Below are 9,046 nucleotides of genomic sequence, written 5' to 3' on the forward strand. Positions count from 1 at the left end.
TGGCTTACCTCATATCAACGCTATCATACTCAGCCCTCATAACTACTCCAAGGTCATTTCACAAAGAACCAGCTTGTCTTTCTCATCGCTGAGAAATGCCCGATTTCCCCATACATCCAGCACATGGAAGGAAGCGTATCTACGGGGCATGGCAAGGTCGATCAGCACCAAATCCGAAAGGCGCAGCACCTTTTGTTTACCCTTCCAGTCATCATTCTTAAAAATGGGAGATAGGATCAGGCAAGTCCTGTCACCGGAGAATTTTCCGCGCATCCCGTGTTTTCCGGGCAGGCGGCTTAAATTATCTTTCCCCCACAGTTTCTTTTTGAATAGTCCGTTTTCCTCCAGTTCCAGATACCAATAGTAGCCCATGAGAGAAAGACCCGCCGGATTGATAGTGCTACTTTCCAAAAAGGCATAAAACTGTCCATTCTGTTCCAGTATGGAGCCAATCATAGGATAGTTGTAGTGAAAGTCTGCCTGGGCAAAATTGCCGCCAGCTCGCTCTACCGCCGCCAAATGGGTCTGTCGGGTTCCTGCTTTGCTGTATACACAAGAGCCGCTTTCTGCCCAGTGTGCAGTTATGGCTTCAAAGTCTACCGTCAGGCTGGTAAAACTGTTGGTCGCATCAGCGGAGTTGTCCACTCGGCACACAATAGGGAAAACGCTATGGCTTCCGGTGACTGCCACCGGCTTGGGAATACCCTGGGCACACCAGTTATCCATGGGGATCGAAATCCACTCTCCATCCATCTGCGGCATCCACCAAAGGGATTTACTGGCTGGGCAAACCAACAGTATTCCTCTGTCGCATGAAAGCAAGACAGGAACTTCCCAAACATCTTGCTGCTCTTTCGGCTCTGGGCTGGGAATCCACCTAGAAACTTCGCCTTTGACCCACAAAACGCCGCTGCACTTTTTCAAGAGATGATAGGTCCAAAACACAATTTCATCTTCGCTGCGGGCTACCATACCTTTGCATCCAGTCGGGCTGTATTTGAAGGAAGTTCCCGTCAGTTCAAATTCCTCGAACTCCCAGTTCTTTATCACATTTAGTTTCGCTTTCATACTTTCACCTCACAGCAAGTCTACCTTGATACCGCACCGTTCCAGAACCGGCAGTACCTGTTCCGGCTTGGAGGACATGAGGGTAATATGTTTGAGATTGGGGAACTGGCGCAGTTCCGCCTCAGTAATGGTATTAAGATCAAAGGCTCCATCCTCGCCATCCCAGAACGGACAGAGCTGGGTATAAATCTCGCTGCCGCCATCCATCTCGATCTCTGTGACCGACCGGGCCAGCCGCTCCGGGACAGGGTATTGTTCCAGCCACTTCCGAATCTCCGGGATGGGTTCATACCCTTCCGCGTCAATGTCGATCTTGCGTCGGCTATACTCTCTGGCAAACTCATGGGCATCCAGTTTAGGAGCCAGTAAGCCTTTCTCGTACATCAGGACTTCCATGACCGCCAGCTTGAAGTTGAAGGTATCAAAGTGCAGCACTGGTTCCGTCGGCTTGGATACCTTGTATTTCTGCGCCTTCGCCGTCTTTTTCTCTGGCTCTTTCCAGCTGATCTGCACCATGGCGGAGAGGGCCTCCAGCTTTGCTTTCTGCGCTGACTGCTCCTCTGGAACAGGACCCGGCAAGCGGGTATAAACGGTAAAGCCGCCTAATTTGAGGGTATGGGCAAATCCGGCGAAATCCTTCCAGCTGGCCTCCCGGTAGTCCTTGGACCCGATCCAAACCGCTCCGTCAAATGTCTGCCGGACCGCATACTCTCCCTGTGCCGCCACCCGGACACCAAGGGTTTTGATGGTCTGCTCATCTTCATCCAACCAGCCCTGGAGTCCAAGCTCGTCCCACAAAGCAAGTGCCTGGGTATAGGAACTCTCTCGGCCAGTCATGGGGCTTTTCCGTGTTCCATTTTGCAGGACAATGCGGGCGGGTCCCAGCTTTCCCGCAAGCTGCGAAAGGGTAAACGGCGGCGTAAATACCGACCCCAGGATGGTCAGGCTGTCTTTCTTGAGAATGATTTTTCGCTCTGTGGCCTTGGGCGGTAGAAAGATGGGCAGATTCGGGTACACTTCTTTGTAGTCCCGCCATTCCAGCTTTTTGGGCTTGTTTGCCGTCCGCAGGAAGCCCCAGAAGTCGATGGGATAACGAAATACCGGCCCAACCCTATCCCGCCGGGTGACGATGACCACCGTGCTATCGGTGAGTATTCCAATGTGCTGTATTTTCTCCCCGCCGAACATTCCCGGACGGATACGCAGCACTTCACGGGTGTTCCTATTGATGAGCTGGGCAAAGTCATCGGAGAGGATTTCGCCGTTCCCCTGCACCAGCAGCCAGTCCCCGGTAAACCAGCGAATTTTCAACCCCTCGCCCATGCCGGGCAGGGGGGCAATTCGGCACCGCCCGGTGTCCATATCCAGTTCCAGCAGGCATTCTTCCATCCGCCCCTGGCCACTGACTGCGTGGATCATGGTAATGCGGCCTGTGCCGGGAACGGGAACGGCCTCGGAGAGATGGTCGTATCCATCCAGAGAGAATGTGTGTTTTGTTACCTTGCCGTTTTCCCAGCGGTAGATCTGTCCCTTGTACCACTCGTTGGAAAAGTAGACCCGGCCCAGCCCGTCTGTCGTAATGCCGCAATGGTATTTGGTGCTCCATCCATCTTCCGGCAGAATCCAGTTTTTCACATCCTGGCAGGTACCCCGGTCAGTCAGTTCGATCCGTGTAGCGTTGGTGGGATCACCCACCCAGAGGGAATGGTCAGCCCAGCACAGGGTCCGGGGTGGACCGTCATATCCAATGGGGGACGGTTCGGCCCAGTTGAGGGTGGCTGGATTCTTGCTCAGTAATGCCCGGCCAATAGTCCCGCTGCCAGCGGCTCTGGACGCGGCATAGAGTTCATTTTCCGCGGAATAGGTGAGGCACCCAAGGTGCGGCAAGCTGTGGGAGCGGATTACTTGCGGCGGACGGTGGCGCAGATCGGCCACACAGCCGCTTTTCCATTCTTCTGCATCCTGGTTTTTCCATTTACCCGCCGCAAAATCACCCGCCAGAGAATTGAAGAAATAATCGTACTCATCCTGAAGTATGTATTCCTCGCAGGGCATCAGCTTCTCAGGGTCCTGCTCCTTGGCATGGTCGCCCCATTTTCGCCCTTGCTGTTTCATCAGGTGACAATATTGCCCCTGCTTTTTGCAGTAGCGTTCCCATTCGCTGCGTTCTTCCTCTGGGAGCAAGACAAACAGATACTCGTCCTCATCGTCCAGGTTATACAGCGCCCAGCCGAAGGCAGAAAGTTCTTGTCCTAATGCTGCCGCCCCTTTTTCATGGGATAGTTTCATATATTGGACGCCAACGGCATCAAAGCGTTCATCCAGCAGCGCTGGAACCTGTGCGCCCCATTTTTCTCGAAGTTCCGCCAGAGTGTCCTGCACGGCTCCATCAAATTTCAGAATGTCCAGCGCATCATCTATGATTTGTTTGAACTCTGCCATAGGTAGTTTCTCCTTTTTCCAATTCCTACATCATAGCGACAGCCATGTGGTCAAAGCACTGATTTCCTCCCGCAGCAGTGGGGACTTCCCAGCGGCGGCAAAGGCTTTTTGGACACCGCCATAGCGCCGCTCGGAGCGATCCGCCAGCTGGAGCGCGGCTGCCTCCAGATTGGGAATCGCCATCACAGCATCTGCCAGCGCCTGGGCGGAGAGTTTATCCCCAATCAGAGAGGCGGCAAAGTAGCGCAAATGGCTGTGAGAGAGGGCGGACAAATCGTTTAGTTTATGCAGCTCATAGAGTTTCAGGGCATAAAGGGAAGGAAGCCCATCCAGAGCCGGTAGTTCCTGCACAGCTGGGAGTGACTGGAGATAGAGTTTCTGAAGCCGGGGCGCCAGAGTTAGGAAAGGGGCAAGATCTTCCGTTTTCCGCATTTCCTCCAAATGGAGATAGGTAATGCTGGTGAGAAGCGGGGTGATGTCGCCATTCTTTTCCCCACGCAGGTGGAGGACACGCAGGCCGGGGAGAGAAACATTGTCCCAGGAAACAGGGGCCGACAGCCATAGGGACAGTGTATGAAGCTGCTTTAGCCCGGAGAGAACTTCTACACCCTCACACTTTTCCATTAGGGTCAGTTCCTCCAGATTGGGATAATCTCGCAGGAAGGACAGATTCACCTTCCGCTCTCCCGTCACAGACAGACACCGTACCGCATCTGGTTTTAGTCCATTCAGATCAATCTTTTCTCCACCGCGCCAGAAAACTGCGGTGCAGTATGCCTGTTCCATTTTGCTTCTCTCCTTATTCCTCAAACTCGCCCTCAATCATTCCATTAAGATATTTTCCGGGATCAGCAATAAATTCCTCCCATTTGGCTAACGGATGAAACTCCTTATGCTCAATGTCCAGATACCAGAGTTTCTTATCTCTGGGACTCCACAGCAGCAAATAGTCGCTGTAATTGTCCATTTTCGCCATAAGGGAGAGCAACTTTTTCCGTTTCCAGGTCATCTCCTGTAAATCCATGTAGGGGTACAGTTCCGCCCATTTCACCAGTTCCCGCTCTGGAAATTCCAGACGCAAGGGGCCGGTCTTTAAGTATTCCACCAGCTTGGCAGGCAGCTTGTAAGGCATGAGTTGACGCGCCTTTTCCTGTTCGTTATGCCATTCCTCCGGCTCCAGAGCTTTTAAGTAGGCGGCCATTTCCTGATTTTTGTTCTGTACTGCCACGGTGTAGGGCCGGTCACCGTATTTATCCGGGATGGTGATGTCTGCACCCTGTTCCACAAGCCAGCGCACCATAGAAAAATCGTTGTGCCGTGCAGCTTCAGTGACAGGAGTCGAAGCGTAGGGAAACACCATATCTGGCTTGTGATAGTTGATGTCCGCCCCGTTTTGAATCAGATACTCCACCAGCAGCTGATTTCCATGGCTCGCCATACTGCGCAGGGCTTCACCGCCGTATTGTTTCAAATCCATGCCCATCCTTTTCAAAATGGGGAGTACATTAGGCTCATCCCGATCCACCAAGTGGAGAAACAGCCTGCATATATCCCTTTGCGTTGCGGGGATTCTGACTCCCACATCTACCAAAAAGGAAAACAGGGTCAGGTCTTGACTGCGCAGGGAACCACAAAGCAATTCTTCCGGGTTATGGGTCAAATCTGCTCCGCATTCGATCAGGAGCTGTACCATGTCCATCCGATTTTCCAGTACAGCCAATTCCAGCGGAGAGGCTTCGTCATCCCGCGGCCAATCTCCAATCATTACCTGATAGCATTGTGGCTCATTGGGAGAATGCCCTGCGTGAAGCAGGGAACGAATCGCCTCTATGTCACCACTTTTGATGGCAGCCATCATGGGAGGTACATTTGAATAGCTTACTTCACTCATCCGAGTCCTCCTTATAGTCTATTGAAAAATTTCCTGATACCTTTCTCTCAGTTCCTTCGGAGCCGTCTTAATGACCTTGCTGCCGCCGTTTTCAGAGGCTTGCCCCCAGATGGCCCAGAGTAGGCTCTGCCAAGCGATGGCCCGGAATTTCGGGTCTTCGTTTTCTTCCGGCAGGAGATAAGCGGAAAAGCGTCGCTTGACTGCCAGCAGTGCATCCAGGCTTTCCCCATTGGCTATCAGGCTGCGGAATTCTCTGGCAGGCTCCAGCCACTGCATAGATAATGCGCCCCGCACCAATACCCCCAGCGTCCATGGTTGGAACCCAAACTTTCGGATCAAGGCATGAAGGAATTTCCCTTGCAGGGAGGAGTGCTCGTCATCGCAGAGATCCAGATACTCCGTCACCAGCGGTGCCCACGGTTCTCCCTCCAGCCCCAGGGCAAACACGGCGAAGGTGCCGGGCATCGCACAGGCTTCATCTGAGAGGTTTTGGTACCACTCAAATTCCCGCATAGCCAGACGAGCGTATCGCGCCATAGCCGGATGCAGATTGGGGTGTTGCACAGCACAGGCAAAGAGCTGATTGACGCCCTTTTTGGGCAGACCGGGAATGGGCAGATAGAGTTTTTCCTTCCCACGGAACTCCACCGAGTAACTGCGGGGAAATCCCTCCTGCTCCAACACCGCACACAGGTAATCCAGAATTTCAGCATAGCACTCCTCCGTGGAGTCCCTGGCGGTGATGCGGATGGTAGCAAACACATCATTGGCCGATGCGGTGAAATGCTCCGTCTTACGCCGCTGGATGTCCTTTGGCAATTTGCCGCTGCCAGCTGTTTTCAGCTGCTTCACCATATCCGGGCGAAGCTGGGAAACCAGATCAAGGTAGTGTTCGGTTATAATCGTATTATCGCTGGCCCCATACACCGTATAACAGACCGCCACATAGCAAGTAAAGCGCAGCAGATTCTCGTCCACATCCTCCGGCCGCAGCTCCGGCCATGCGGTACAGAGCGGGAAAGGCGAAAAGTAGTCCTCATTCTCTCCAATCTCAAAAAACCTCTCCTGCACCTGGTGTTTGATGTATTTTACCAAGGTGTGGCCAATCTCCCTCCAGCCCACCAGCCGCCGCAGGGCATCGCAGAATGTAACAGCTTCCTCATAGGGGAATCCCTTCAAAGGCAGTTTGGACAGATACCGCTCCAGGAGCTGGCTGGGAAGAAAGGGCGTTCCGCTTTGGTTCCGAACGACCACCGGATAGCCGGAATGGTTTTCTTTTGCAGTTCCATCCAACACATCCTGGATGCACTGATCGGCGTGTTCCAGCACTTCGGGGTTCGTATCTGGTTTCTGGATCAAATAATAACGACCTTGTACGCCGTCGCGTTTCGGCAAACTCATAGCAGGCCACCACTTCCTTCCAGGTTCTCCGTTATCGGAATAAAAATCTGTCGGTAAAGTTCCTTCAGTTCCTCCGAAGCTGCTTCCACCACTTTCTGACCACCCTTGGCGCTGGCTTTGCCCCAGATCACATAGCAGACCGTTTCCCATGCGTATTGCAGCACTTCCTCCGAGCTGGCTTCTGTTTCCTCAGCGGGTTCCTCGTCCTCGTCATCATCCTCGTCGGAGGAAAAACCGCTTGGAACGATCTCGGACAGGTGGATTTTTGCCTCCAGCAGAGCGCCCAGGCTTTCTGCATTTGCCATCCACGCGGTATAGTCCTTGGAATACTTCATGTTCTGCATGGACAGCACCCCACGGACAAATACAGGGACGGTATCGGCGGTAAATCCGAACTGTTTCACATACTCCCGGAGGAATTTTTCCTGTAAGTGGGAGTGCTCATCATCGCAGAGATCGAGATAATCCCATACCAGCTGCTGCCACTCTTGCCCCAGCATTCCCAGGGCGAACACGGCAAAACTTCCGGGGAGCGCGCACTGCTCATCGCTGAGATTGGTGTACTGCTCATATTGCCGCATGGCAAGCCGGGCGTACCGTTCCATCAGGGGGTGGAGACCGGGGTACTGCACGGCACAGGCAAAGAGCTGGTTTACTCCCTTTTTGGGCAGTCCTGTGATGGGAAGATAACTCTTTTCCGGCCCTTTGAACTCCACCGCATAGCTGCGGGGAAAATCCTCCTGCGCCAGAATCTCACACAGGTAGTTCAGCACTTCATGGCAGCATTCCTCCGTGTTGTCCCTGGCAGTAATACGGATCACAGCAAAGGCATCGTTGGCCGATGCGGTGAAGTGCTCTGTTTTTCTCTTTTGCAGAGAGATCGGCAGCCTGCCGGTCCCATGTTCCCGGAGCTTTTTCACCATATCCGGACGGACTTTCTCCACCAATCCAAAGAGGTAATTGGCGTCCAGATACTGAAAGTCCATACCATATACCTTATAGCTCACCGCCACATAGCAGGCGAAACGCAGCAGCGGCTCCGGGACCTGCTCTGCACGGATACCTGGTTTTAGGGAATACTCCCGATCCCAGAAGTGGTCATCTTCATTGCCTGTCACGATAAAATATTTCTCCTGTAGCTCCCGTTGCAGCATATCAAGTAGATGGTGGTCAATTTCACCCCACCGGCTCTGGCGGCGCAGGTTTTCGCTGAAGGCGATGGCCTTTTCCGCGTCAAGGGTCTCAGCCCGCTGCGCTTCGGTCCATGTCCGAAGCAGTTGCCACACCTCAAAGGGCGCGCCTTCGCTGCTGACCACTACCGGAGGCCAGAGGGAATCAAGCCTCGTGATTCTCCCGTCAATGGCATCCTGGATACACTGGTCAAAGAGCGGTTGCAGTTCTTCCTGCACCTCGAGCTTCATCCAGTAACAGCGCCCGTCCGCACTATTTCGTTTTGGTAAATTCATATCAGGCCACCTCTTTCCGAACAATAAAAAATGCCCCACGCCGCACTGTCATAAAGACAGGCTGACGCAGGGCATGAAGAAGCCGCGTTGAAGGAGCCGCATCCACCAGCGGATGTAGTTTCTTCAACAACCAAAATATTTTTTTCGTATCTTAAAGCAGCAAATTGCTGTCCAATATATTGATTCATCGCAGCACCCTTTTTGTTCACATAGCATTGTTTTTATTATACCACATATTGTTTTATTCGGAAATATTTTTCTTACCCTAAGTTGTTTTATATTCACCAAAAATTGATACGCATTAACCTCACACTCACCTTCTTTTTTATAGATAACTGTCTAATTTTTTCTCTGATTATTATAGTTCTTCAAGTGATACCTTCTCTTCATATGTCATATTGCCATATCCCATATGCCACCAAGAAAACAAACTAATCCCTTGGTGGCGTATCTTCTAGCTGCTGTCTATCAGCGTATATAAAAGACTGCTTTTTCCTCCGTTTTCACGCCACCTCTGTTCCTTTTTTATAAGCCCAGCCTTTACCAGATCCTGAATCGCCCGTTCTACAGTTCTCCGTGATAGGTTTAATTCCTTTGCGATAGTGCCAATCGCAGGATAGCATTGTCCGTCTGTATTACTCCGGTCCTTCAAATACATATACACAGCTTTAGCCCGATGGGGCAGATCTGAAGAATAAATTTTAGAAAAATAAGCCATCTGTCCTCCTCTCTGCTAATCGGTTCTAAGAGGTGGTCTTCGAGTAGCTGCCTTATGCTG

7 protein-coding genes are annotated in these 9,046 nt (G+C 52.2%); all 7 read right to left on the reverse strand.

Annotated elements, in window-relative coordinates; genetic code table 11:
- Positions 1-42 precede the first annotated feature (42 nt).
- Positions 43-1,068 carry a hypothetical protein gene (locus FGS84_RS29470; protein ID WP_138311728.1) on the reverse strand — a complete coding sequence of 342 codons (1,026 nt, stop codon included), beginning with the start codon at positions 1,066-1,068 and terminating at the stop codon, positions 43-45.
- A gap of 9 nt (positions 1,069-1,077) precedes the next feature.
- The gene (locus FGS84_RS29475) at positions 1,078-3,510 is read right to left on the reverse strand and encodes a hypothetical protein (RefSeq protein ID WP_138311729.1); all 2,433 of its coding nucleotides are present in this window, start codon (positions 3,508-3,510) and stop codon (positions 1,078-1,080) included.
- Between the two features lie 30 nt (positions 3,511-3,540).
- Positions 3,541-4,296: a hypothetical protein gene (locus FGS84_RS29480; RefSeq protein ID WP_138311730.1), complete on the reverse strand. Its 756-nt coding sequence runs from the start codon at positions 4,294-4,296 to the stop codon at positions 3,541-3,543.
- A gap of 13 nt (positions 4,297-4,309) precedes the next feature.
- Positions 4,310-5,401, reverse strand: coding sequence for an ankyrin repeat domain-containing protein (locus FGS84_RS29485; protein WP_055180713.1), 1,092 nt, complete (start codon positions 5,399-5,401; stop codon positions 4,310-4,312).
- An 18-nt stretch (positions 5,402-5,419) separates the two neighbouring features.
- Positions 5,420-6,802, reverse strand: coding sequence for a DUF6138 family protein (locus tag FGS84_RS29490; RefSeq protein WP_138311731.1), 1,383 nt, complete (start codon positions 6,800-6,802; stop codon positions 5,420-5,422).
- Complete coding sequence (locus tag FGS84_RS29495; RefSeq protein WP_347563911.1) at positions 6,799-8,268, reverse strand: DUF6138 family protein; 1,470 nt, start codon at positions 8,266-8,268, stop codon at positions 6,799-6,801. Before FGS84_RS29495 ends, FGS84_RS29490 begins: the two co-directional genes overlap by 4 nt.
- A gap of 454 nt (positions 8,269-8,722) precedes the next feature.
- Positions 8,723-8,986: a helix-turn-helix domain-containing protein gene (locus FGS84_RS29505; protein WP_002593789.1), complete on the reverse strand. Its 264-nt coding sequence runs from the start codon at positions 8,984-8,986 to the stop codon at positions 8,723-8,725.
- Positions 8,987-9,046: the final 60 nt, after the last annotated feature.

It is taken from the genome of Clostridium sp. 1001271st1 H5 (assembly GCF_005845215.1).
GTDB lineage: Bacteria > Bacillota > Clostridia > Lachnospirales > Lachnospiraceae > Enterocloster.